Annotated in this window: 22 protein-coding genes and 2 riboswitches; of the genes, 15 read left to right on the top strand and 7 right to left on the bottom strand. The window is 39.1% G+C overall.

The genetic code is table 11. The features are described 5' to 3' along the window. Positions 1-122 precede the first annotated feature (122 nt). From RCP16_RS08725 to RCP16_RS08715, 3 genes are read left to right on the top strand one after another with little or no spacing between them, the layout of a single operon-like run. A complete protein-coding gene (locus tag RCP16_RS08725) occupies positions 123-1,412 on the top strand; it encodes a sugar ABC transporter substrate-binding protein (protein WP_069328174.1) in 1,290 nt (429 codons plus the stop codon). Between the two features lie 2 nt (positions 1,413-1,414). Beyond that, positions 1,415-2,764 carry a carbohydrate ABC transporter permease gene (locus RCP16_RS08720; RefSeq protein WP_069328175.1) on the top strand — a complete coding sequence of 450 codons (1,350 nt, stop codon included), beginning with the start codon at positions 1,415-1,417 and terminating at the stop codon, positions 2,762-2,764. Then, on the top strand, positions 2,761-3,603 hold the full coding sequence (locus RCP16_RS08715) for a sugar ABC transporter permease (protein ID WP_069328176.1): 843 nt from the start codon (positions 2,761-2,763) through the stop codon (positions 3,601-3,603). The genes RCP16_RS08720 and RCP16_RS08715 overlap by 4 nt, the downstream gene beginning before the upstream one ends. Before the next feature lie 127 nt (positions 3,604-3,730). On the opposite strand, the gene RCP16_RS08710 is transcribed toward RCP16_RS08715, so the two are convergent. Then, positions 3,731-4,489, bottom strand: a complete 759-nt coding sequence (locus RCP16_RS08710) for a hypothetical protein (protein ID WP_308642192.1) — start codon at positions 4,487-4,489, stop codon at positions 3,731-3,733. Positions 4,490-4,622: 133 nt separating this feature from the next. On the opposite strand from RCP16_RS08710, the gene RCP16_RS08705 reads away from it, so the two are divergent. Next, positions 4,623-5,144 carry an excalibur calcium-binding domain-containing protein gene (locus RCP16_RS08705; RefSeq protein ID WP_161594303.1) on the top strand — a complete coding sequence of 174 codons (522 nt, stop codon included), beginning with the start codon at positions 4,623-4,625 and terminating at the stop codon, positions 5,142-5,144. Positions 5,145-5,212: 68 nt separating this feature from the next. On the opposite strand, the gene RCP16_RS08700 is transcribed toward RCP16_RS08705, so the two are convergent. Both RCP16_RS08700 and RCP16_RS08695 read right to left on the bottom strand, forming a co-directional pair. Further along, the gene (locus RCP16_RS08700; protein ID WP_308642191.1) at positions 5,213-5,668 is read right to left on the bottom strand and encodes a hypothetical protein; all 456 of its coding nucleotides are present in this window, start codon (positions 5,666-5,668) and stop codon (positions 5,213-5,215) included. Positions 5,669-5,904: 236 nt separating this feature from the next. Then, positions 5,905-6,819 (bottom strand): arginase family protein, encoded by a 915-nt coding sequence (locus RCP16_RS08695; protein WP_308642190.1) that lies wholly within the window; start codon positions 6,817-6,819, stop codon positions 5,905-5,907. A 105-nt stretch (positions 6,820-6,924) separates the two neighbouring features. Between RCP16_RS08695 and RCP16_RS08690 the strand changes: the two genes are divergently transcribed. After that, the gene (locus tag RCP16_RS08690) at positions 6,925-7,263 is read left to right on the top strand and encodes a winged helix-turn-helix transcriptional regulator (protein WP_308642189.1); all 339 of its coding nucleotides are present in this window, start codon (positions 6,925-6,927) and stop codon (positions 7,261-7,263) included. A gap of 70 nt (positions 7,264-7,333) precedes the next feature. Here RCP16_RS08690 and clpP read toward each other — a convergent pair whose 3' ends face one another. Together clpP and RCP16_RS08680 are read right to left on the bottom strand one after the other, a co-directional pair. Next, positions 7,334-7,915: an ATP-dependent Clp endopeptidase proteolytic subunit ClpP gene (clpP, locus tag RCP16_RS08685; protein WP_069328181.1), complete on the bottom strand. Its 582-nt coding sequence runs from the start codon at positions 7,913-7,915 to the stop codon at positions 7,334-7,336. A gap of 15 nt (positions 7,916-7,930) precedes the next feature. Continuing rightward, entirely contained in the window at positions 7,931-8,731 is an 801-nt protein-coding gene (locus RCP16_RS08680; protein WP_308642188.1) for an RNA polymerase sigma factor, read from the bottom strand. Between the two features lie 256 nt (positions 8,732-8,987). On the opposite strand from RCP16_RS08680, the gene RCP16_RS08675 reads away from it, so the two are divergent. Further along, positions 8,988-9,470: a P-loop NTPase family protein gene (locus RCP16_RS08675; protein WP_137225016.1), complete on the top strand. Its 483-nt coding sequence runs from the start codon at positions 8,988-8,990 to the stop codon at positions 9,468-9,470. Positions 9,471-9,499: 29 nt separating this feature from the next. Here the strand turns inward: RCP16_RS08675 and fabF are convergent, their stop codons facing one another. Next, positions 9,500-10,735 (bottom strand): beta-ketoacyl-ACP synthase II, encoded by a 1,236-nt coding sequence (gene fabF / locus RCP16_RS08670; RefSeq protein WP_308642187.1) that lies wholly within the window; start codon positions 10,733-10,735, stop codon positions 9,500-9,502. Positions 10,736-10,962: 227 nt separating this feature from the next. Between fabF and RCP16_RS08665 the strand changes: the two genes are divergently transcribed. The 3 genes from RCP16_RS08665 to RCP16_RS08655 all read left to right on the top strand — a co-directional run bounded on the left by RCP16_RS08665 (position 10,963) and on the right by RCP16_RS08655 (position 13,550). Then, positions 10,963-11,823 carry a helix-turn-helix transcriptional regulator gene (locus RCP16_RS08665; protein ID WP_069328185.1) on the top strand — a complete coding sequence of 287 codons (861 nt, stop codon included), beginning with the start codon at positions 10,963-10,965 and terminating at the stop codon, positions 11,821-11,823. Positions 11,824-12,275: 452 nt separating this feature from the next. Continuing rightward, entirely contained in the window at positions 12,276-12,533 is a 258-nt protein-coding gene (locus RCP16_RS08660; protein WP_308642186.1) for a hypothetical protein, read from the top strand. A gap of 105 nt (positions 12,534-12,638) precedes the next feature. Further along, positions 12,639-13,550, top strand: coding sequence for a YwqG family protein (locus tag RCP16_RS08655; RefSeq protein ID WP_308642185.1), 912 nt, complete (start codon positions 12,639-12,641; stop codon positions 13,548-13,550). Between the two features lie 107 nt (positions 13,551-13,657). Here RCP16_RS08655 and RCP16_RS08650 read toward each other — a convergent pair whose 3' ends face one another. Then, complete coding sequence (locus RCP16_RS08650; protein ID WP_069328187.1) at positions 13,658-14,254, bottom strand: histidine phosphatase family protein; 597 nt, start codon at positions 14,252-14,254, stop codon at positions 13,658-13,660. A 233-nt stretch (positions 14,255-14,487) separates the two neighbouring features. Here RCP16_RS08650 and RCP16_RS08645 point away from each other — a divergent pair, with 233 nt between their 5' ends. From RCP16_RS08645 to kdpB, 6 genes are all read left to right on the top strand, one after another. After that, on the top strand, positions 14,488-14,691 hold the full coding sequence (locus tag RCP16_RS08645; protein WP_069328188.1) for a DUF4177 domain-containing protein: 204 nt from the start codon (positions 14,488-14,490) through the stop codon (positions 14,689-14,691). A 208-nt stretch (positions 14,692-14,899) separates the two neighbouring features. Next, positions 14,900-16,450: an SMI1/KNR4 family protein gene (locus RCP16_RS08640; RefSeq protein WP_308642184.1), complete on the top strand. Its 1,551-nt coding sequence runs from the start codon at positions 14,900-14,902 to the stop codon at positions 16,448-16,450. A gap of 179 nt (positions 16,451-16,629) precedes the next feature. Then, a complete protein-coding gene (locus tag RCP16_RS08635; protein WP_308642183.1) occupies positions 16,630-17,991 on the top strand; it encodes a carboxypeptidase regulatory-like domain-containing protein in 1,362 nt (453 codons plus the stop codon). Positions 17,992-18,293: 302 nt separating this feature from the next. After that, a riboswitch (cyclic di-AMP (ydaO/yuaA leader) is annotated at positions 18,294-18,497 on the top strand. A 61-nt stretch (positions 18,498-18,558) separates the two neighbouring features. After that, positions 18,559-18,741: riboswitch (cyclic di-AMP (ydaO/yuaA leader) on the top strand. Between the two features lie 248 nt (positions 18,742-18,989). Further along, complete coding sequence (kdpF, locus tag RCP16_RS22500; RefSeq protein ID WP_083243537.1) at positions 18,990-19,070, top strand: K(+)-transporting ATPase subunit F; 81 nt, start codon at positions 18,990-18,992, stop codon at positions 19,068-19,070. A 19-nt stretch (positions 19,071-19,089) separates the two neighbouring features. After that, positions 19,090-20,760, top strand: coding sequence for a potassium-transporting ATPase subunit KdpA (gene kdpA / locus RCP16_RS08630; RefSeq protein ID WP_273593877.1), 1,671 nt, complete (start codon positions 19,090-19,092; stop codon positions 20,758-20,760). 75 nt (positions 20,761-20,835) lie between these two features. Further along, positions 20,836-22,863: a potassium-transporting ATPase subunit KdpB gene (kdpB, locus tag RCP16_RS08625; RefSeq protein ID WP_308642182.1), complete on the top strand. Its 2,028-nt coding sequence runs from the start codon at positions 20,836-20,838 to the stop codon at positions 22,861-22,863. Positions 22,864-22,887: the final 24 nt, after the last annotated feature.

Raw genomic sequence — 22,887 nt, 5'->3', positions numbered from 1 at the left:
TATGCTAATATGAACAAACGTTTGCGCAAATGATATAGTCAAAGTACATAGGCAACAAACCCTTGATAACAGTACATAATTTTAGCGCTCGCCATCATACTATAGAGCGGAGGAAAAAAAGAATGATGAATCGTAAAAAGTGGGGAATCATGAGTTGTTTATTAATCATGATGTTAATAGTGTCGGCATGTAACAGTGGTGGAGCAGGAACAACAACACCGGGAACAACCACAGATCCTGCAACAGCAGCCGATCAGCAAGAAATGGTACCTGAAGAAGGCGCCAAACTTACCGTATGGGATAGTGGCGATCAGAAAACATTTATCGAAGCAGCCGCTAAAGCTTTTAAAGAAAAATATAATGTAGAAGTAAGCTTTGCTGAAGTTGGACCAGACAAATCGATGGGTCAAATGGTAACAGATGGACCAGCAGGTGTAGGTGGAGATGTATTCGCCGGGGTTCATGATCAGATTGGTCAAGGGGTATCCGCAGGTGTTGTGTTGCCTAATGACTGGTTCGAAGAAGATACCAAATCACGTAATAGTGAAATTGCGATCAAAGCGTTAACGTATGACAATATGTTATATGGATATCCCAAATCGGTAGAAACCACAGCTGTTTTCTACAACAAAGACTTGATCAAAGAAGTACCACAAGATTGGAATGGCGTAATTGATTTTGCAAATACATTTAACGATACAAAAGCGAATAAATTTGCGATCATGTGGGAAGTTGGTAACGGATACTATGTATTCCCATTTATCGGTGGATACGGTTCCTATGTATTCGGCAGTGATGGTACAGATGCAACAGATATCGGTCTGAACAATCCAGCAGCTATTGAAGCAACAACATTTATTCAAGGATTGAACAAAATTCTTCCGCTTAAAACATCAGATATCAATGCAGATATCAAAAAATCACTATTTACGTCTAATAAATTAGCAATGAATATCAGTGGTCCATGGGATACAGGTTCACTCAAAGAATCGGTTAAAAATATCGGTGTAGGTATGTATCCAAATCTGCCAAATGGTAAACCAATGACTCCGTTCTCCGGTGTAAAAGCTTATTTTGTAAACGCTTATACGAAGTATCCGAATGCTTCTAAATTATTTGCAGACTTTATTACTTCCGAAGAATGGCAGACTAAGAACTTTGAAATGAATGGAGCTCTTCCATCCAATACCAAAGTAGCTGAAAGCGAAAAAGTACAAAGCGATCCGATTGCATCTGTATTTTTGAAACAGTTTGAAAATTCAGTACCGATGCCTTCGATCCCAGCAATGGCGCAATTCTGGTCTCCAATGGAAGCAGCAATGTCTTCGATCTGGAACGATAATAAAGATCCCAAAGCAGCACTGGATAATCTAGTCAGTCAAATGAAGAGTAATATCGAGACAGGGCAATAACAATGGGGAACGTATCGATTCATCCTGAGCGAACAACAGGTGTAGGGAGTGGGCTTATAGCAGCGATCTTGTCTGCGCTGATTATGGGACTCGGGCAAATGGTTAATCGTCAGTGGGCGAAAGGAATTATTTTCCTGATTGCTGAACTGGTAAGTGTCTATCTGATTATTACCAGTCTGGCGAACAATATCTGGGGGTTGATCACACTTGGTGATCAGCCTTCCCGTATGGAGAAAGTCGGCAGATTGTATCAGAACGTACCGGGAGATCATTCGATCTTTATGATGATCTACGGACTGGTCGCACTATTGTATATTGGTTTATTGATATGCTTCTATATTGCGAATATCAAAGACGCTTATCGTATTGGTAAAAAGCGCGAACGTGGCGAACGTGCCAATACATTCCGTCAGACATGGAAAATGATCGGTAATCAAGGGTTTCCTTATTTGTTACTGACTTTACCAGCGATTGGCGTATTAGTGTTTACGATTGTTCCGATTATTTTTATGGTATTAATGGCATTTACCAATTACTCGGCACCCGATCATATTCCAGCTAAAAATCTAGTCGATTGGGTAGGGTTCCGTACATTTACCAATCTATTAACACTCAAATCCTGGAGTCATACGTTTATTGGTGTACTTACATGGACGATTATCTGGGCAGTGGTTGCGACAGTCACTACATATTTCGGCGGTATTCTAGTCGCATTACTGATTGAGCAAAAAGGGATCAAATTCAAAGGCATGTGGCGTACGCTATTTATTTTGCCGTATGCAATTCCGCAATTTATCTCTCTACTAATTATGCGTAATCTACTGAACTTCCAATTTGGGCCGATCAACCAATACTTGCGGATGATGGGTCTGGGTTCAGTACCGTGGCTGAATGATCCATTCTGGGCAAAAGTGACCGTGATTCTAGTAAATATGTGGATCGGTATTCCCGTGTCGATGATTCTTGTACTGGGTGTACTGACAGCGATTCCGCGTGATCTATACGAAGCGGCAGAAGTGGATGGAGCGACAGGGTTCCAGAAGTTCCGCAATATTACGATGCCATTCGTATTGTTCCAGACGGCTCCGATCTTAATTATGCAATTTGCAGGCAATATCAATAACTTTAACGTGATTTTCTTGTTAACAAATGGATTACCAGCCAATGGAGATTATGCATTTGCAGGTAGTACCGATCTATTGGTTACATGGCTCTATAAGTTAACTCTTGAAAATCAGCGCTATAACTTTGCTTCAGCGATCGGCATTATTATCTTTATTATTATTGCGGCATTCTCGCTCTATAACTATCGACGTAGCCGTTCCTTTAAAGAGGAGGATATGATCCAATGAGAAAACAACAACGTGTCAAATTGGTGTTCAGTTACATCTTGCTTGTGCTGATCGCGATTGGCTGTATTTATCCAGCACTCTGGATCATTTTATCCTCACTCAAAGAAGGCGATTCGCTCTATAGTGAGACATTGATTCCGCAAAAGTTAACATTAGAGCATTATATGGACTTATTCCGTTCGCAATCGGACAAAGACTTGCCTTACTTGAAATGGTATTGGAACACACTCAAAATTGCGATTACGAGTATGATTCTAGGCACACTGTTCCAAGTGCTAACCGCATATGCCATGTCACGCTTCCGCTTTAAAGGCAGACAAACGATGATGTCACTTGTACTGATTCTAGGCATGTTCCCGGGATTCATGAGTATGATTGCAGTGTATGTTATTTTACTGCAAATGAACCTGCTGAACTCTCCGTGGGCGCTAGTACTGGTGTATACCTCTGGTGCAGCACTGGGAATGTTTGTGGCTAAAGGCTTTTTCGATACGATTCCAAGAGCATTGGAAGAGTCGGCTTTACTGGATGGAGCTAGTCATTTCCAAATCTTCAGTCGGATTATTCTACCGTTGTCGATGCCGATCATTACGTATATTGCACTGACGACATTTGCCGGTGCATGGGTTGACTTTATCTTCGCCCGTCTGATCTTACGTTCGAGGGAGAACTGGACATTGGCGGTAGGGTTGTATGAGCTGGTCAATACGTATTCGAGTACAGAGTTTACCCTATTCGCCGCAGGTTCGGTGTTAGTGGCGTTGCCGATTACGTTGTTGTATATGTTCTTGCAGAGGTTCTTGGTACATGGGTTGACGGCAGGAGCGACGAAGGGGTAATACAAGCCAAAGATATAATAAAGTTAAATTAAATAAAGAAACCTTATACTTTTTAATCAGAGTATAGGGTTTCTTTATTTTAGCTATATTTTATCTTATAAATGTTAGTAATAATTTATTTTTCTGATTAAACACTTGAAGGTTCAAACTCTTCTATATAAGTTATACTCACGATATGTGTTTTATTTATTAAAATTTCTTCTTTTGTAAAACTTAAAGCATTATCCAAACTAATATTTGATTCTTTATTATGCAATATATCATAAATTAACTTTTTATCTTTAACGATGTAATCTCCTTTTTTAGTTATGTTTAATAGAATTACTTCTAATTCAGAATTATTGGATAAAATAAATTTGAAAATATGTTTTTTAATAGCACTGGTTGAAAAACGTGAAGGATATAAAGATAGAAAGGCATAACTAATTTTAAATATAAGAAAAGAACCACCTAAACCTAGAATTACAATAGCTACAGACTCAAAATTAAAGCCAGTAAAATAGTTATAAATAATACCAATAATTATATTTGCATAACAGGAAGCCGCCACAAGAGAAAGCAAAGTACAACAATGTAAATAATAATTTATGTTATAATGTTCTGATTTATCTTTTTTTAAATTTACTATTAATGTATAAACACCTATTCCTAAACATGATAGAATAAATAGTATAGTAATTGTAAGATAATGTTCATGACCAAACTGGTTGAAAAAATAAAGAGCTATAAATATTGAAATTAATATAAATAAAGGTGTTATCACTAGATTATTAACTTTTCGAGCAATTTTAAATCCATTTTCTATTTTTTCAATGTTGCTAGTATTAAGGTCTAGTATATTTATTAATTTAGGTAGAGAGGAAAAAATTGATGGTGGAATTTGCATATTGGCTCTCCTATCAAATTATAATATTTAAACTGTGTTATTTTTAAAAAAATCTAGATATTAAAGTAGTATTGTAATTCTTTAATGTGATTATTATAAATCTATAAATATGTTTTTGATTGGAGGGATATTAATGAAAAATTTAATCTCAATAATAATTTCTCAATGTAAAAAAATAAATCCGTTAATATTATGTTTAGTTGCAGTTATAGGTGTTGTAGGTTCAATGATATTTATAACAAATTCAATAGATAAACAAAAACCTACACTCTCAACTCCAATAAATAGTTTCAAATCAACAGAAGTTCAAATACAATCTGAAGAAAAAAGTAATGTTGATGAATTAGTCACAGAAAATGAAGAATCTTCATCCGATTCTGAGCCTAAAGTTGTTGAAACAAATAATAATTCTCCTGAACAAGGGATGGTTGATCAACAACTAGAAAAACCTCAGCAATCGACAGTCGTTGAAAGTAAAGAAGTACTTAACTTGAATTCAGCAGATTTAACTCATGAAGAAGATAATGTACAAGACGAAATATATTATGAGAATTGTTCTGTAGTACGCGATTCTGGATTAGCCCCCTTATCAAAAGAAGATCCCGGATATAGTCTGGAATTAGACCGAGATGGTGATGGTCTAGCCTGCGAATAAAATATTATTTACCATATTGTTTTAAGAGAATGAGTGATCTTTGTAAATCGAAGGGTCATTCATTTTTTCTAATGATCATAATTCTTACGCCAATTTTGAAACAATTGATCATAATTTAGCTTTTGGGAACTAGGAGCTTCTAGTTCTTTATCTTTAATATAGTTCTCAAAAGTTTTACCTTCTTTATTTACTCCAGATTCTCTTATAGATAATTCGTTTAAAACTGCCACCCTATACTCACGATACGAGAGTCGTTTACCAGTTGAATCGACTGCTATTTCAGGTATAGGATCTTTCATTTTTTCTAAACTTTCTTTTACTTTATTATTAGAAACTTTTAATAATTCATTAACACCTGCATGATTAGGTTTATCAATTTTAGCTAGTTCTAAATAATATATAGCCGCACGATAATGTTCATTTTTCATTGCTTCTTTGCCTAAATCTATATTTTTTCCAAAATTAGTGAGCTTGCATGAACTAAGCAAAAAAATAGCTATCAAAATTATGTATATTTTCAACAAATAGAAACCTCCTTTGATAATTATTTTAATAAGAATAAATGTTATTATAATTATAAAATTATACATACAAATTTTAGGATGTATAATTAAAATATAACTGTATTTATTTAGAAAGTATATTAAAAATTACTTCCTTAGCACTTTAAAAGTGTAGTACAAGAAATATCAAATAAAAATACCCTCCTACTTTTTTGCAGAGTAAGAGGGTATTAAGATAGTAAAGCACTATTTAAAAATTACGTATTTAAAATAGGTATTTCCGCAAGCAAATTCTTCAAGTTAATCGCATCCCATGGTGTGTGTTCAGTTATCCCTAAGCCAACGACTTCTGTTTCTTCAGAGAGTTCTTTCAGCAAATGGAGCAATTGTGAAAATTGCATCGTGCCAGAAGGAGAGACCAGATAAGACTCATAAGGTTTCGCAAATAACAAAGAACGGAAAGCTTGAGGATCAAGTACATCAAGATCAAGATGAATAGCTAAGTGCTTAATACCTCTTTCTTGAATCCATGTTTTGATAGAATCTAAGCTACTTGCTAATTCTGCTGTTCCTGCTGTACGAATACCTAATCGTTCGATCATTTCGGTATCATGTTCGACTACTGTTATACCTTGTGCTTCAAAGGCTTCTGCAATGAACTTGTTCTCTTCTTCTGTAGCCACAGCGAGTCCCGCAATAAAGACATTCTCAGGTTTCAAAGGAACTTTCACATGCTTAGCAAATTCCTGATCACCTTCGCCAAGAAGATTTCCTAGTGGCAGGGTATGCCCGTTATCGTATCCGGTATATCTAACCAGATCACTATGAGCATCGATCCATATCAAGCCTAATTCACCATCATATTTTTCATTCAAATAAGCAAAAGGAGCTTGTTCGACCAAGCAATCTCCTCCAAACATAATAATGCGATCAGGTTGATGTGCCTGAATAAGATGTTCGGCCGCTTCTAATTGTTGTATCAATTGTGTTCGTCCATACATTCCATGCTCATTTTGAAGTGGTGTACCCTCATAAGGTCGAACAGGAACATGAATAAGAGGTTGATCATTATTAGGAGCTAGCCATGCCAGTAGCTCAGCACCGAAAGAATAGTTGGGATTATTCCCACCTTGCCATTGTGGCATTAAAAGACGTATCGTTTTGGTAGTCATTATTGATCTCCTTTACTTCAAAGTAAGGCTAGTATAAACTGAACGCAAATATAAAAGTAGTACGCACTATTTGGATAGGTACTACCCGAAAGGATAGTGCTATACATGAGTATGACTGAATATCATGGCAAAATTAAAAACATTCAAGATACTCCGTTCGGCTACACGTTGTCAATTATTGGCGGGAAATGGAAGATGGTCATTATCTATCTTTTGGCTGAAAATCAAACGGTTCGTTTTAATGAATTAAAAAGACAAATTGGTGCCATTACGTACAAAACGTTAAGTGCTCAACTGAAGGAATTAGAAGCAGATGGTGTAATAAAGCGAGAAGAATTTCCTCAAATTCCACCCAAAGTAGAATACAGTCTTACTGCGAAAGGCGCATCACTTTTACCGGGATTGGAAGCATTATGCGAGTGGGGAGTTAACAACCAAAATTGAAAAAAGCAAAAAAATAAGCTATCACCTCTTAGACAGGCAATAGCTTATTTTCAATTTCTAATCTATTTTTCTAAACCCTAGCCACAACCTGATCCACCAACCCATAAGCTACCGCTTCCTCAGCAGTTAGAAAATAATCCCGATCACAATCTTGCGTAACCTTCTCCAGAGGTTGACCGGTACGATCAGCGATAATTTCATTCAATTTGGCTCGACTGCGAAGCAACCGATCGGCATAGAGAATCACATCTGAAGCCTGACCTTTAGCGCCACCAAGAGGTTGATGAATCATAATTTCACTATTGGGCAAAGCCATCCGTTTTCCAAGCGTACCACCTACGAGCAGAATCGCACCAAAGCTTGCCGCCATACCTGTACAGATTGTCGACACATCTGGTTTGATAAATTGCATCGTATCATAGATAGCGAAGCCAGCTGATACCGAACCACCGGGGCAATTGATATACATCTGAATATCTTTTTGCTCGTCTTCGGCTGCTAGATGAAGCAGTTGAGCTACAATAATATTTGCCATCTGATCTTCCACTTCGCCAGACACCATAATGATCCGATCTTTCAGTAATCGAGAATAAATATCGTAACTACGTTCACCACGATCTGTTTGTTCCACCACATAAGGGATAGTTGTCATCTGAAGCACTCCTTGTTAAGCAGCTATTCGCATCTTGGAAGACAAAGATTGATGTGACTGCTTGTGATACGGCAAAAAGGGCTGCATTGTATTAGAGACTGCTGTCGATGTTGAATGCTTAGCACAAGCCCATTGGGTATCGATAGCTATAGCTTGAACATCCTGACTGGACGTATTCATGCGTATCACCGTCAACTGCACGATTCTGGAAGCATCACCTGCATGAAGGGCTTGTACATATTGATGTAAGAGCACCAGCGTATCCCTATCTTCGGCGAGCGAAGTGTATTCGTCTAAGGTGTCAGCTTTTTGATTCAGAATTGTTCTTGCCCGATACAGAGCTGCTTTGACAGCACCTTCAGTCGTCTCTAACATCTGCGCCGTATCTGCCGCTGAATAACCAAATAAATCTCGTAACATAAAAATCGCTTGTTGCCATGGAGATAGTTGATTCATTAATTGTTGTATCGCAAGTTCAATATCTTGTGGACAAGGTTCTGCTATATCGTGTACCGTTAGCTGATGTTGCTGAATATAATCGTCCACATAACGTTTTCTACGCATGATATCAATCCATGTGTTACGAGCCGTGCGAATCGTATAGGCTTCTGATTGTGCTATAGATAATCCTTTGCGCTGAGCAGATAGAATTTTGAGACATGTTTCTTGCATAAGGTCTTCAGCATCTGCAATATGATGGGTTAATGACAGACAGTATTTATACAGGGATGGAAGTTGCTCTTTCCAATACGCTGTCGTCTGATCTGTAGAATGTGTTGAACATAAAGTAAGATCTTGCTTGTGTAAAAGTGTCATCTATGGGGCGCCCCCTTTGTGATCAGAAATGCTTTGACTACAACGTTGTATATCTTGTAAACGAATAAGGTGATTCAAAAGATACGCAATATGTATAACGATAATTAAATTATGTACAAGTCTGGCTAAGAGCATACCGTAATCTCTTATTTTTTTAAACGTTAACTCTAACGATTTATACTAAACCTATGCTAGTATAGTAAAGACGACATCAGATCGTAATGGGCGGCTAACGAGCGAATAGGAGTGAACATAGATGACACCGAGGAAAATACATATTATAGGCGCCCATGCAAGTGGAAAAACCCATCTGGCACGTCGATTATCTCGCAGATTGGGTATTCCTCATTATGCACTGGAAAATTTAGTGTGGAATGGAACAGGGGAGAAGAAGCGCAGAAATATACCTGCCCTGCGAGAACAACTCTTATTAGATATCGTCTCGCAAGACTCATGGATCGTCGAGGGGCAGGATTATGAATGGTTAACGTTTAGCTTTGCTATGGCAGAGCAGATCATTTTTTTGACTCCGTCTCCATTGGTGCGAGATGGACGAATGATTTTGCGTTTTATGCGTCAGAAAATAGGAACAGAAGTCGATCAAGATCGATTCTCATTCGGCACGTTAATGAATATGATTGAATGGAATCATCATTTTGAACGACATACGAAGAAAAATATTATCGAAGCATTAGAGCCTTATAAGCACAAACTCATCATAACCAAGTATGTTCAATAAAGTAGAGTTCATAATGAATAACTATACGGTTATTCGTATTTTTTCAAAACGACAACAGCATTATGACCACCAAAGCCGAACGAGTTGGATAATCCAATCTGGAGATCGGCTCTTCGTGCACCTTCAGGAACATAATCGAGATCGCATTCTTCATCAGCTTGGTGCAAATTAATTGTAGGTGGAATGATCCCATTACGTAGCATTTGAACCAGTGCTATCGCTTCTACACCGCCAGCCGCACCGAGCATATGCCCTAACATCGACTTATTAGCAGTCACCGGAATCTGATACGCCTGTTCTCCAAATAATTGCTTGATCGCATACGTCTCCGAGCGATCTCCAACGCCTGTACTGGTCGCATGGGCGCTGATCACATCGACTTGCTCTGGTGTGATGCCTGCATTGCGCAATGCCGATTTCATGGCTTGATGAGCTCCGCGACCTTCAGGATGAGTCGCTACCATATGATAAGCATCTGAACTAGCTCCATAGCCGATTACTTCAGCGTAGATAGTCGCTTTTCTAGCGAGCGCATGAGATAAAGATTCCAGTACCACAATCCCTGCACCTTCTGCCATAACAAATCCATCTCTGGATTGATCAAATGGACGACTGGCTGCGGTTGGATCGTCATTACGTGTGGATAGAGCAGTTGCATTGCCGAAGCTAGCGAGAGCGACTTCATTGATCGCCGCTTCTGCACCACCTGCTAGAATCACATCGGCATCTCCATAAGCAATCATTCGCATCGCTTCGCCAATAGCGGTATTACCGATCGAACAAGCCGTAACAGGGGAAAGCGTCGGTCCCCATGTGCCAAGCCGAATACTAATCATCGCGGCTGCACTGTTAGCGATCATCATCGGAACCAGTGTAGGACTTACCCGTTCAGGTCCTCGGTCTAATAAAATATGATCTTGATCCAACAACGATTGAATTCCACCTGTACCTGAACCGACATAGACACCGATTCGTTCACGATCACTTTCTTCGATATTTAAGCCCGCATGAGATACAGCTTGTTCAGCCGCAGCGATTGCAAATTGAACAAAGCGATCCATCCGTCTAGCTTCTTTTCGTCCAAATAAAGCATCCCCATCAAAATCACGCACCACACCTGCAATTTTGGCTTTATGCCGTGACGTATCAAACGCATCAATCATACTAATACCCGATTGACCTTTCACCAAATTATCCCAAAATGTATCTATATCATTCCCTAACGGAGAAACAATCCCCATCCCTGTAATCACAACTCGTTCCATCCTTTTTTATCCTCCTAAGCGTTTGGGTTTGGCAATATAAACGCGACCTCTACACTATTATTCTGGCATGCAAAATATCCTATTACAAGTTACCGTTTATCCTAGTATAATAAGTAACAGGTTACTGCATACTTTTTAAACCTATCAATTAAATAATAAAATCACAGAACACTAATGTATGTATACAACGAGCATTAAAATCGCATTCACTCTAAGGAGGGTATACAGTGAATCAACAGCATCGTTTACAAGCCTTATCTTCTTTTCTCAAAGCTCAGCGAGCGAAGATTTTGCCTCAACAAGTGGGGTTAATCGTTGGCATTAGACGACGCACTCCGGGATTACGACGGGAAGAAGTCGCTCAATTAGCAGGTGTCAGTACAACATGGTATACATGGTTAGAGCAGGGCAGAGATATTCAAGTATCTGCTTCTGTATTGGAAAATATAGCATCCGCTCTTTTGCTAACACCGGATGAACGGAAATACTTATTTTCATTAGCGCTGGATAAAAGTGCATCGATCGTTCCTTTGTCCGAAGAACTTCCTTCTATTACACCTGCGCTATACAAAATCTTACAACAGCTACAATACTGTCCTACGATTATTTCTGATCGACATTGTCATATTGTTGGATGGAATGATGCCGCCAAACATGTGTTTCTCGATTTTGAAAGTATTCCTGAACCGGGGCGCAATATGATTCGTTTGTTATTTTCACGTAAAGAGTTTCGCCGTTTAGCGGTAAATTGGGATGACTTTGTAGGCGGATTTTTGGCGATTTTTCGTGCTTATTATGGTCAATATGTAGATGATGAGTGGTATGAGCAATTCATTGCAGAGATGAGTGAATTATATCCTGATTTTTATCATTTATGGGAGCAAAGTAAAGTCAGTTCGGCACCTGAAGTTGTGATCGAATTCCGACATGCCAAAGCCGGTAAAATGCTGTTCGATCTTACCTCATTACAAGTACAAGGCAATACCGATCTACGGTGTAGTATTTATACGCCTCTAGAAGATTCGGCGACAGAAGTGAAGCTTAGAGCTTTAATGGAACGTAGCAAAGAAATAGGATTAGAGCTGTAAACACCTTTTGTAATTTTCCAGTCTCTATACTATAATTTCCATATATCCCATAGACAGATATACGGATAGAAAGAAGTGAAAAGAGGTGCTATATTGTTAGAATATTATCCTTTAATCTGTTCATCCTTGATCGTCATTTTGTTGATTTTTCGTTCAGTATATCATCGATTCCAGAAGTATAATCGTGAAAATACAGGCTTATCCTTTCTAAGTGTTCTGGTCTTAATCCTATTTCTATCTATGGATGGACATGCTCCTTGGGAAAAAGATACAGCGTATATATTAATTATTATTAGTTCCTGTCTTTTTGTGCGATTTTTGAATTATTGGGTGGTTCAACGGAAGTGGACGGACTAATCATAAGGATTCTTTAATAACCTGATATAAGGGTGAATAGCTGAGAACATCTTATAATGTAAGACAACAACATATAACGAAAGAAGGAGCAACGGATGAACTCTCACAAGGGCAAGAACATGAACGGGACGTTGCCTATGCCGCTTTACAAAAAAAGATTATCCGAGTGTAGTGAGCAGGATGCTTTACAGTTAATGCGTAGCTTCGATCGTCAGATCACTTTCTGGCATAAGCAAAAGTCGAATATCCAAGAAGCCCGTTCTTTTTGGAAAACACCTTATCCTTATGTGGGCATTGGTGTAGGTATTATAGTGCCGGTCAGTGGATTTATACTATTGATGTTATTGCCTTGATCGAAACATAGATAGCTAGTGGCGCTTGGCACGATGAACGCAACCATGATAATGAGAAATGATGGGTGCAACACAAAATACCTTACTTTAAAGGAAGATGACTTCATGAATTCGATGCCTAAAGCATTTCAAGGCGATTATATTCCATCCTTACTGGATAAGCATCAGATATCTGTATTAGCACCATATTTACAGGCTACTCAGCGTTCTGTACTTCAATTAGAACGTGGACAGCATGGAAGTCAGCAAGTGGGAGTATCACGTATTGGAGGTTATCCTGATCTACCTGCGTATATCCAGTGGCCTTGCACCAAAGGTGGACAATATATGACTTCACTGGCTCAATTGAATTTGTCACAGATCGTTAGCGAAGTGGGTGAAGATCGGTTGCCTGATTATTTTCCGCGTCAGGGAATGCTTTATTTTTTTGTGGGATTAGATGAACCTTCTTACCAGATTGAGCATCAGATTCTGTATATGTCGGAGCAAGATATGGGATCACTATACTATCGTGAACCAGCAGGGATGACAATATTGGAAGAAGATGAAGAACAGCCGTTTCAAGCGTATGAAGTTCATGCTCAAGGCGAAATAGAATTTCCGAATTACGGATATTTAGAATATGATGCCTTAGCAGATCATGGTGTGTCTGAGGAACAGTATCTGGAGTGGATCGAAGGGTTGAATAATGAACCCGATGATGCGATTGGGAAAATGTTTGGTTATCCTGTATCACAACATGGAGACGATGAGATTGAAGCCATCACTTCGATACTGACAGGCAAGCATACATATGAAATACAGAAGCGCCGGGCATGGCTGGTTGATGTTTTGGAAGGTGATGAACAGAAAGCAGATCAAGAGATTGAAGATATGTTGATGTTATTGGAGATCGAAAGCGATGATGATATCGGTTATATGTGGTGGGATGCGGGAGTCATTCATTTTTTTATCCGCAAAGAAGATTTGCTTCAGTTGAACTTTAAACGAACGTATTGTTCTGTCTATTCCAGCTAGAGAAGCTGTTGACGCTACTTTATATTATATTAGACATATTCAAATAGACTATCCCGTTCCTGAGTGTTTCTGAGGAAAAGGATAGTCTATTGAGGTTCAATCGTTATTTAATCGAATTGATTATGGGTTTGCTTTTTGTTGATCGGATAAGGAGATTGAACTGTTATTGCTTGAAAAACATGCAATTTCCCATTTTCCACTTGTCTCATTCGTGGGCCTTTGAAGCCACGTTTGACCAGTTGCTTACGCATATACAGCATTAATGCCCAATGACTCACGACAAGGATATGTTCTTCCTCTGAAGATAAAATCACATCTAGTGCACGATTAATACGTGCTTCGACTTCTCGGATCATTTTACGATATCTACGGCTTAGTAAAGGAGCCATTTTGAAAAGAACGCCCCATCCGATAAACGGAATACGTATATTCGTATTGAAGCTTGGAGGTGTGAGTTCACGCAACTCAGGCATTACTGTAATTTCGCCATCATAAATCGAACGTGCCGTTTTGATCGCACGCGGGAGATCGCTGGCAAAGCATTTTCCCCAATTGAATCCGCGCAAGTCTGTTGTACCATCATGGATATCCGCAATATCATATTCTTCAAGCCAAGCAATCAGTTCACTAACTGTGACAAACTGGCGAAGAGGAAATTCTTTATTTACTTTAAAATGGCGGACAAGTCCGATTGTCTTCGTCATGAGTCGTGTATAATTCCTCCAGAATAGTATGGTCTTTCTGTACCTGAACAAAAAATAAGTAGATAATTTTAGTTTAACATAGTCACGCAAGGACAGGGACGATATTCATTATTTATTTTAAAATAAAAGTACTGCCTTGCCAAATGACGTTTTGAAACCTGACACGTAATCGTGTATATTTAGTCATAAGCTTATAAATGAAGATTATGTTTGGTGATGAAAGGAAGAATACAATGAGTCAATGGGAATACCGTACAGTCAAATTACACACCGGAGGTTTCCTCGGTGGCAAAGTAGATGATGTCGAATTACAAGAGCAATTGAACGCCTATGGTTTTGATGGATGGGAGCTTGTATCGACATTTGATACCAGTCTGTCACAAGGTGGTTCACGAGAAATTATTTTGATTTTTAAAAGAAGTGCATTGCTTGATTAAGCCTGTAATTACATCTGTATTATGTACGTACAGATGTATACCTTTTTTTGGAAATGTTAATCGTTACCTTTAATATCGGTTAATACATATTATATTTGAGGTGAATCATGCTGCGAAATTAGGTATGCAGCATCAGCAACGGTATACTTTAATGAATGACGATGATGATAAGCACAAGGAAAGGCTCATCGAATAGGAGGAAACAACAATGATCGGAACATGGCTTGAAGAAATTAAATCCATATTACGACCAGAATTGAATAGTCTCGAAGAAGCGCTCAAAGCTTCTGCTGGAGATGAAGAAATAGAGCAAGCTGAAGCTACAATTGGTGTCTCTTTCCCTGATGATCTGAAAGAACTGTATCACATACACAATGGCGAGTCTCGTAGTGGACCGGGGTTCTTTTTTGGCTTGCAATTTTTGAGTCTGGAAGAGATGGTTAGCGAATGGAAAATATGGTCAGAGCTTGAACCGGAGTACCAGACGATGGGAGATCATTATTCGATTCCATCAGGTTGGATCAAAGAGCAATATATCAATCGTCACTGGATTCCTTTTTGTCATGATGGAGGGGGGAATCATCTAGGGATTGATTTGTCTCCTGCTGAACATGGAGTCGTTGGACAGGTAATTAATTTCGGACGTGATGAAGAAATGAAATATGTGATTGCGCGTAGTCTGGGCGAATTTATTCATTTTATGCGTGATACGGTTCGTCACGGAAATTATACGATTGAAGAAGATGATGGATTCAAATATTGGATGTATGGCCGTAATGAACAATCACGTATGTTGAAAGATGCTCAGGCCTATGCGCTTGCTGATCTACCCAAAGCCCATACGCCAGCTAATGAATCAGAAATACCGTTAAAAGAATGGTTTGAGCAGTTGGATGATAGCTGGCGAGACCGAATTATCAACAAATCCAATACCGTGGAAGAGTTCGCTCGTGCTCATCAAATCTTTTTGATTCGTGAACAACTAACGGATATCACACCACTAGAACGTTGTCATGAAGTGCGTGAATTGATTCTAAGTGTCAATGATATTCAAGATATCCGTCCGCTTGCGAATTGCCGTGAACTCAAAAAGTTATATCTTGTCCGTAATCCGATTCGGGATCTGACGCCATTACGTGGATTACCTTATTTGCAAATTGTGAATCTCGAAGGAACATTGATTGAAGACTTGGACCCTTTAGCCACATTACCGCATCTATGTAATCTAGATTGCACAGATACGCGTATTCAAGATTATACGCCTTTAGCCCAGATGAAGCAGTTGACTACACTTGCTCTTTCATCACCGTCACGTCAAGCGGTTCAAGCGTTATCTTCGATCACAGGACTGCGGGAATTGAAAGTATGCTCTCCTGGAGAATGGACAGCGGAGGACTGGCAACATATTAGTGAGTCGTTGTCTTTGCGCAAGCTTCATATCGAAGATGCTTATTTTGCTGATATGAGTTGTCTACAAGCTTGTGACCAATTGGAAATGCTGACCATTCATGATACACGTATCTCTGATATCTCAGCGATTGCCGATTTGCCTAATCTGAAGCAATTGGAACTGAACAGTGGATGCCAGATTAGCAATATTGAGACGGTTTCCAAATCGGTTTCACTTGAACAATTCAGCGGATCGTTTGCTCAATTTCAGTTGTTAAAAGATACATTCGCTCAATATGTGAAATTCCACAAAATTGTAGGCGAAATGACAGATGAAGAAGAAGAAATCTGGCATAGTCATATACGTTAATACGCTATATTTTGAATATAATATAAATCACAAAAAACTCTGTATCGCTAAAAAGATACAGAGTTTTTTTATTTTTTAATATTTTTTACCTAAAATGATAAAAATGTAGTTGACTATCAAATTTTATTTTAGGTATAATTTACTAATAAATAACATATATTTGAAAAAGTAGAGATATTTTGAAAACGAAATTAGTAGGTATAACAGCATTACTTGTGACATTAGGCTTAGGTTGGGGAGGAGTAACCACCCATGCACAGACTCCAGCAATACATAAAGATTTGGGGGTAACTACACCTCTAGTCCAAAATGTTGCGCCAAACAATGGATTGAACAACTCTAAAGATTTCTTGGCTATCCCAAAAAGTGAATTATCACAATCTATCACATTGCCGTCGTCTGCTCGTTCATTCAGTGCAGTAGCTGAAGATACGTATGGAACGAATACTACACCGGATCAAGCTTTGTTTATTCAGACAGGACAAGTCTATCAAGGTTACATTGCTGCTGAAGGAGAAAGTCGCTGGTTTTATACTCAAGTCACTAATCCAGCGAAACTGACTTCTTTTTTAAGTGTAGTCAACTCGGCTGCGGTTGATTATGATCTTTCACTGTATTATTTGAATGAAGAGACATCTGAGATCGAGCAGGTCGCTTTTTCTACCAAAGGTCCAACACAATATGAACAGCTTAGTCATATTGCCAAAGCAGGATATTATTTTATTAGAGTAAGTTCTTATCAAGGAGCAGATACCACTAATCCATTTACTGTATTTGCTGTCACTTCAGATAGTTATGATGCAAGCGAGCCTGATGATAATCCGTGGTTAGCCAAAGATAAAGGATCAGCACCTTTTGTCAGCACACAGAATATTGATAATCGTTTTGACGAGGATTGGACAAAAGTCACTTTGACAGCTCAATCCAAAATGAACCTTCGTCTAGACAACACATCTGCTTATGGAACGTATCAATTACAGTTATTTAATGCGAATCTGGTGAGTCAAGGAACACTGGCACAGAATACCAACGGTCAAGTCACACTACCTGCGGGAACGTATTATATTCAAGTCTTAGCACCTTCTACATTCGATCTAACGACTCCATACAAATTATCTGTTAATTATCAGACAGCAGATGTATCCAGAGTTGCGATCAGTAATATTACAACAGATGGTGGTGTCTATGGATTTATTAATTATGGACAAGGTAATAAGTGGCGTGTCAAAAACAATATTGTGATCTCAGGTCGTGCTTTTGATGCTACAGGCAATCCGGTAGCGAACGCTATCGTAACGACTAATATCACTACAATTCTCAATGGCAAAGTGATTCCCGGAACAGCTACGACAGATGCTTCAGGTAACTTTACAATGCCAGTCAATATTGATAATCCAGGAGTAGGACAATATACTTTCCAATCATCCAAATACAGACATTATTATGATATTGTCAGAATCCAATTTTTCAGCAACGGTAAGCCATTAAATTCAGACATTAGCACACTGTATCATTTCGCTTATGAAATCTACACAGGTTGACCATAATTTTAAAAATGATAGCATCTTGCGTAAAAAATGACATAACCGTTTTCAGAATCTGTTGTAAATGAATGATAAATGCGATGTAACAAGAGTGAAAAAGTAGAGAAACGATGAAAAAGAGAGAAAATAGGAGCCTGCGATAGATAACTTTTCAATAGTTATCTGAAAATGAAAGCTGTGATGATTCACAGCTTTTTTTGCGTCTTTTCTCAGCTTTACAGTTGACAAGGACAGGCGTATTATTCATTGCAGGCAGTTGATGAATACGATTCAGCAACTGATATAAATGAAGTTTCCAATGTTTTTGATCGCTGAGTTTTCGGTGCTAACCGAAAAACGGGGGAACCAAATTGCGATTTCACAAAACGGTGTGAGAGCCGGAATGTGAATCGTTGGGGTGAATCTGCATACTGACTAACCATGGTACAGTCAGACAATGCAGTAGGGCGACTCTCACCGCCCGAATCCGACAGCTAACCTCGTAAGCGTGGATAGGAGAGAAGTGTGAAGCTTGTGCCGATCTGACACAGTGTAATACGACTCTGTGTTTTTTGATATGTTAACAATGTCACAACGCTTAATTTTCATATGCATATGAAAAGCGGGGGAACCAATCGTTGATGAAGAGGACTGATAGGAAATGATCAGGATCTACACAACATGGGGTGAATTCCGGTATCTACCGGAACGGGCAATCTTCCAGCCCGAATCCGACAGCTAACTCCGTAAGCGTATAAGGGAGAACTCCTAACCAGCAACTCGGCAGGTACACGATAAGTGTGCGTGTTTGTAGAAGTCTGGGGAAAAGTTCTGCTTTTCTCCAGGCTTCTTTTTTTGTGCCTTTTTTAGCAAATCATAGTAACCAAAATGAATGCAGGGAGTTCTTCACATATGATGGATATATTAATGATTGGATTGGTTTTGTTGATTACTGTAGGGTTGAGCGGGTTGCTGCAATGGGCATCTGTAGCTATCGGAGAAAGAAGGAATGAGCGATGACTTGGCTGCTGTGGATTATTATTGGTGGATTAACCATTTATCTATGTTACGCATTAATTTATCCAGAAAAATTCTAATGGGTCAGGGGAGAACATCGTGAGTATCTTTTCATATATCGGAATTGCAGTCACTTTTATTATTGCTTTAATCATCGCTCGTCCAACCGGACATTATATTGCACATGCTTTTGACAATACACCCAATCGATTAGATCGTTGGTTTCATCCTATTGAAAAATGGATTTACAGGTTCGGTGGAATCAAAGGTGAAAATCAGACATGGAAGCAATATGCAGGAGCCGTATTGATCAGTAATACAGTCATCTTGCTTATCGCTTATGCGATCTTCCGTCTTCAACATGTATTACCTTTGAACCCAGCAGGCATTACGAATATGAGCCCTGATCTAGCGTTCAATACAGCGATTAGCTTTATGACGAATACCAATTTACAGCATTATAGTGGTGAAAGTGGTTTATCTTTATTTTCACAGATGACAGCGATTATCTTTATGATGTTTGTATCACCGGCAACAGGGATTGCGGTTGCGATTGCATTTATTAGAGGAATAACCGGTAAGCCACTAGGTAATTTCTTTACAGATCTAGTACGGGCAATTACACGCATTTTGTTACCTCTTACTTTTATTATGGCGCTTGTGTTTGTTGGATTAGGTATGCCGCAGACGTTGCATACTGTAGTGACAGCTCAGACATTACAAGGAACAGAGCAACAGATTGGTGTAGGTCCAATTGGATCATTTCTAGCGATCAAAGAATTAGGGAATAACGGTGGTGGCTATTTCGGAGCCAACTCTGCACATCCTTTTGAAAATCCAGGCGGATTCAGTAATATGTTGCAAATGCTGATGATGTTACTGGTTCCAATGTCATTACCATTTACGTACGGTAAAATGGTCGGCAACTCGAAGCAAGGCCGAGTATTATTCGTTTCGATGGTTATGATGTTTGTCGTGATGCTTAGTGTATCTCTTGCGAGTGAATATCAAGGAAATCCATTGATTAATCAATTAGGTATCCAGCACAATGCAGGATCGATGGAAGGTAAAGAAGTACGATTAGGCGAAGCTCAATCTTCGTTCTACTCTGTAGTTACTACCGCTTCAGAGACTGGTGCTGTCAATAACATGCATGATACGTTAACACCACTCGGTGGATTAATTGCACTAGGAAATATGATGCTAAATACAGTATTTGGCGGTTCAGGTGTAGGACTGTTGAATATTCTAATGTATGCCATTATTGCGGTGTTCTTATCCGGTCTTATGGTTGGACGCACACCTGAATTTCTCGGTCGCAAAATTGAAGGCAAAGAAATGAAATTGATTGCCGTCACATTACTTATTCAGCCTCTACTGGTCTTAGCGCCTACAGCGATTGCTTTAATGACGCAGGCAGATACGATTTCGAATCCGGGTTATCATGGACTGACTCAAGCGCTCTATGAATTTACATCATCAGCAGCGAATAACGGTTCAGGATTTGAAGGCTTGGGCGATAACACACCATTCTGGAATATCATGACAGGTGTTGTGATGTTTATCAGTCGTTACTTCTCAATGGTGACATTGTTAGCTGTTGCAGGCTCATTAATGGCGAAAAAACCTGTTCCAGAAACAAGCGGAACGTTACGAACAGATCAAGCGTTATTCGGCGGTATGTTTATTATTTCTGTTATTTTAGTCGGTGCGCTTACGTTTTTCCCGGTAGTTGTACTTGGACCTATTGCAGAAATGCTCACATTGTAAACAGCAACATCTTATCTTTTTCTATCAATATATAGTGCGTGTATACTACCAAACGCTAAGTGGAGGAACAATGTAATGAAAAGTAAATCATCAATGATGAGCCGGGACTTGATCTCCAAAGCTTTACAGCAGTCCGTGATCAAATTAAATCCTAAACTGATGGCACGTAATCCAGTAATGTTTGTAGTAGAAGTAGGCTTGATTATTAGTTTATTGTTAATTTTTGTCCCTAATGCTTTTGGCGACTCGGTTTCAACAGGATTTAATATTGCTGTCGCTATTATTCTTTTGTTCACGATACTATTTGCGAACTTTGCAGAAGCATTGGCGGAAGGACGAGGTAAAGCTCAAGCCGATTCCATGAAAAATACGCAAAAAGAAATTATTGCGAATCGGATCGAAGGCGAGCAGATTGTCGCTGTATCTTCCACTCAACTACGTAAAGGGGATATCGTCAAAGTGGTACAGGGCGAAATGATTCCTGGAGATGGCGAAGTCATTAAAGGACTGGCATCTGTGGACGAATCAGCGATTACAGGCGAATCAGCTCCTGTGATTAAAGAAGCAGGTGGAGACTTTAGTTCTGTCACTGGTGGTACGATGGTGATTAGTGATGAGATCATTATTCGTATTACAAGCGATCCGGGTGAATCGTTTATGGATCGGATGATTAGTCTGGTCGAAGGTGCTGAACGTCAGAAGACACCTAATGAAATTGCGTTAAACACAGTATTGATAAGCTTAACAATTATCTTTTTAATGGTTGTTGTTACATTGCCTTTTATGGCAAGCTACTTAAATATTGTTCTATCTGTACCTGTACTTATTGCGTTGTTAGTCTGCTTAATACCAACAACGATTGGTGGATTGTTATCTGCTATTGGGATCGCTGGGATGGATCGGGTAACACGCTTTAATGTATTAGCAATGTCAGGGAAAGCAGTAGAAGCTTCTGGTGATATCAATACGATTATTTTAGATAAAACAGGTACGATTACGTATGGTAATCGGATGGCTAGCGAATTTGTACCGACAGAAGGACATTCACCACAAGAAGTCGGCGAATGGGCAGCCGTAAGTTCTGCTTTTGACGAGACACCAGAAGGTCGTTCTGTTCTAGAATTGATGAAAAAGCAAAATTGGGAATATCCGCAATCGTTAAGCGAAGGCGCAGAGATTATCGAGTTCCGTGCAGAGACACGAATGAGCGGTCTGGATCTTACCGATGGTCGCAAAGTACGTAAAGGTGCAGTCGATGCAATCAGAAAATGGGTTGTGTCTCAGGGAGGAACTATTCCGGATAATTTACAAGCCAATAATGATGCTATTGCTTCTGCTGGAGGAACACCTCTTGCAGTGGCTGTAGATCAAGAAATTTATGGATTGATTTATCTTAAAGATACAGTCAAAGCAGGTATGAAAGAACGTTTTGAACAAATGCGTAGTATGGGTATCAAAACGATTATGTGTACAGGGGATAATCCACTAACCGCAGCAACGATTGCAAGGGAAGCAGGAGTCGATGATTATATCGCTGAAAGTACGCCGGAAGACAAAATAGCCGTTATTCGCCGTGAACAAGCAGAAGGTAAATTAGTTGCAATGACAGGTGATGGTACCAATGATGCACCTGCACTTGCACAAGCCGATGTAGGGATTGCGATGAATAGTGGTACAGTTGCTGCCAAAGAAGCAGCCAATATGATCGATCTGGATTCCGATCCTTCCAAAATTATCGAAGTGGTCGCTATTGGTAAACAGCTATTGATGACTCGTGGTAGCTTAACGACATTCAGTATTGCGAATGATATTGCTAAATATTTTGCAATTATTCCAGCGATGTTTATGGTGGCTATTCCGCAAATGCAAGTGCTGAATATTATGAACCTACATTCACCAATGTCCGCTATTTTATCAGCGCTAATCTTTAATGCCATCATTATTCCGATTCTGATTCCACTAGCGATGAAAGGTGTCGCTTATAAGCCAATGAGTTCTACCAAATTATTGCGTCGTAATCTATTTATCTATGGATTTGGGGGAGTAGTCGTTCCTTTTGTCGGTATCAAATGTATTGATTTAATTATGCAGACTTTTTTATAAGAAATAAGTTCAACGAACGATACA

The sequence above is a fragment of the Paenibacillus nuruki genome (assembly GCF_963311185.1).
GTDB classification, from domain to species: domain Bacteria; phylum Bacillota; class Bacilli; order Paenibacillales; family Paenibacillaceae; genus Saccharibacillus; species Saccharibacillus nuruki.
The sequence above is the reverse complement of the archived record's forward strand: the minus strand, read 5'-3'. Positions and strand labels throughout refer to the sequence as shown.

Coding starts and splice junctions, on each gene's coding strand:
- RCP16_RS08725 (WP_069328174.1), top strand. CDS start 123: ATGATGAATCGTAAAAAGTGGGGAATCATGAGTTGTTTATTAATCATG.
- RCP16_RS08720 (WP_069328175.1), top strand. CDS start 1,415: ATGGGGAACGTATCGATTCATCCTGAGCGAACAACAGGTGTAGGGAGT.
- RCP16_RS08715 (WP_069328176.1), top strand. CDS start 2,761: ATGAGAAAACAACAACGTGTCAAATTGGTGTTCAGTTACATCTTGCTT.
- RCP16_RS08710 (WP_308642192.1), bottom strand. CDS start 4,489: ATGCAAATTCCACCATCAATTTTTTCCTCTCTACCTAAATTAATAAAT.
- RCP16_RS08705 (WP_161594303.1), top strand. CDS start 4,623: ATGAAAAATTTAATCTCAATAATAATTTCTCAATGTAAAAAAATAAAT.
- RCP16_RS08695 (WP_308642190.1), bottom strand. CDS start 6,819: ATGACTACCAAAACGATACGTCTTTTAATGCCACAATGGCAAGGTGGG.
- RCP16_RS08690 (WP_308642189.1), top strand. CDS start 6,925: ATGAGTATGACTGAATATCATGGCAAAATTAAAAACATTCAAGATACT.
- clpP (WP_069328181.1), bottom strand. CDS start 7,915: ATGACAACTATCCCTTATGTGGTGGAACAAACAGATCGTGGTGAACGT.
- RCP16_RS08680 (WP_308642188.1), bottom strand. CDS start 8,731: ATGACACTTTTACACAAGCAAGATCTTACTTTATGTTCAACACATTCT.
- RCP16_RS08675 (WP_137225016.1), top strand. CDS start 8,988: ATGACACCGAGGAAAATACATATTATAGGCGCCCATGCAAGTGGAAAA.
- fabF (WP_308642187.1), bottom strand. CDS start 10,735: ATGGAACGAGTTGTGATTACAGGGATGGGGATTGTTTCTCCGTTAGGG.
- RCP16_RS08660 (WP_308642186.1), top strand. CDS start 12,276: ATGAACTCTCACAAGGGCAAGAACATGAACGGGACGTTGCCTATGCCG.
- RCP16_RS08655 (WP_308642185.1), top strand. CDS start 12,639: ATGAATTCGATGCCTAAAGCATTTCAAGGCGATTATATTCCATCCTTA.
- RCP16_RS08650 (WP_069328187.1), bottom strand. CDS start 14,254: ATGACGAAGACAATCGGACTTGTCCGCCATTTTAAAGTAAATAAAGAA.
- RCP16_RS08645 (WP_069328188.1), top strand. CDS start 14,488: ATGAGTCAATGGGAATACCGTACAGTCAAATTACACACCGGAGGTTTC.
- RCP16_RS08640 (WP_308642184.1), top strand. CDS start 14,900: ATGATCGGAACATGGCTTGAAGAAATTAAATCCATATTACGACCAGAA.
- kdpF (WP_083243537.1), top strand. CDS start 18,990: ATGACTTGGCTGCTGTGGATTATTATTGGTGGATTAACCATTTATCTA.
- kdpB (WP_308642182.1), top strand. CDS start 20,836: ATGAAAAGTAAATCATCAATGATGAGCCGGGACTTGATCTCCAAAGCT.